Annotated in this window: 1 protein-coding gene; it reads left to right on the top strand. The window is 57.4% G+C overall.

All coding sequences use genetic code 11. The features are described 5' to 3' along the window. Positions 1–888 precede the first annotated feature (888 nt). Positions 889–1587: a type III secretion system effector phosphothreonine lyase gene (gene ospF / locus HV796_RS42025; RefSeq protein WP_175233513.1), complete on the top strand. Its 699-nt coding sequence runs from the start codon at positions 889–891 to the stop codon at positions 1585–1587. The last annotated feature ends 192 nt before the right edge of the window (positions 1588–1779 follow it).

Genomic DNA, 1779 nt, shown 5'->3' on the forward strand with positions numbered 1-1779 from the left:
CCGGGTCAGGGCCGATGCCTTCGCGATCACACCCGATGGCCAAATGCCTTCTTCGCTAATCTTGGGCTATTCACGATGTCCGAGGCCCTTCAATTGGCGCGCCAATCCCGAAGTGGAAACAACTGACTGGAGAGCCCGTCGCGGGAAAACTGCACACCGGGTTCGGAGGGAGGGGACGGCGATCGCCGTTTCCTACCCCTATACAAGGAGCGTTCGACTGATAACCGTACATGTCGTTACCGTAAAGATAGGAGCTGGAATGAAGTTACATTACGGATTCCTTCCTTTGGCTAGGCAGTTGCTGAGCGAAATACGCCCGACCATTGCGCAATGTATTCTTTATCCCCGAAGTTTCCTGGATTGAGGAGCGATTGGCCTAAGAAATCCCGTCTTTGGCGGCCCGTCACCGGTGCGAGGTGCGGCGAAGCATTGCCGAAATGAGGTTGAGTTTCGTAAGGCAAAAGGTTATTACGGTTTTCGAAAGACTCGCAATGGAAGGCCCGTTAAATTGGAGTTGTCGCAGGTTGGTCGTCGAATTGGTGTGACGTAAAGGCCTGTCTGACGGTTCGGTTAGGCACGCGCGTATCATCCTGCTACTAGCATCGGGAAAGACGCGATACCCGCAAAGCGGCCATGCCAAGTACCGCTTCTCCCCATTTCACGTAGACCATAATGGATAATAGAATTTCCTCCTCGCCAAGGCCGGACCAGTATGCGCGCCCGGAGCACAACCCACCCTCTCGGTCGGCAGAACAGACCACCTTCTCTGCGGTTCGGAGGCAGGCGACGACCACGGCCCAGCCCTTCCCGGGTGCTCTTGCGGTCGCCGCGGAGGTAGTGCGCGGTAGCGAACCCGCGACAGTCCGCAAGCGGCCGGGCCGGCTGGACTTGACCTCGGTTAAGCCAGCACAGCCAGTTGAGCCGTTTCAGCGGCTCAACGAACATTTTGAACAGATCAAATCGCTGATGAAGGCGGCGCCACGCAGCGAATTCAGTGAAGTATATCCTCTGCCCGACTACGGGCAAATGCACTCAGTTGCCCTTTTGGGGGAGCAGCATCACGGATTCAGGGTGACGAAGCCCCCTGAAAAGATGGACGGGGCGGGTTTCATTCATGCGAATGCCGGTCGCAACGGTAGGTTTGACGGCGACAAGTTTCACGTCAGTGTCGCCAACGATCAGCTCGAAAGTGGATTTGCCGCCCTCGCAAGCTTGCTCTTTTCGCCAGACAGTCCAGTTCGTGAATGGAAGATGACCGATCTGAACGCCGGCCGACCGGATACTCCGGAAGGCCGGCGTGTAACGCAAGGGGCACAATTCACGCTCTATGTAAGGACCGGCGCAGATGGACATTACTCGGCGGGCCAGTTGAAGAGGATCAAGGATTTCGTGAGCGAGATGGAACGTACGCTTGCCGCACAAGGCATCGGCATGGGGGAACGGCCCGCGTCCGACGTCGCTCCAGAGCACTGGAACTATGTTTCGTACCGAAATGAACAAAGAAGCGGCCGGGACGGGACCGAAGAGCAGGCGCTTGCTCTTCAACGGGAGCCGTTCTTCCGACTCGTGTCCGATTGTCCGCAATAGGGGCTGCGCTCGAGATCCGGATTTCTCCGGACACCGCCGGCTCCATCGTCGCATCGGGATCGAGGGGAACCTGCCTTGGCAGTGGATAGCGTCAACTACCTTGGCCGGTCGAGCGACAACTATGTTGGCCGGTTCAGCGACAACTACTTTCCGGTCCGGAGGGGGTAATTGTCGGTAGTCAGGCTTCCATAG

It is taken from the genome of Paraburkholderia humisilvae (assembly GCF_902859855.1).
Taxonomy (GTDB): Bacteria; Pseudomonadota; Gammaproteobacteria; order Burkholderiales; family Burkholderiaceae; genus Paraburkholderia; species Paraburkholderia humisilvae.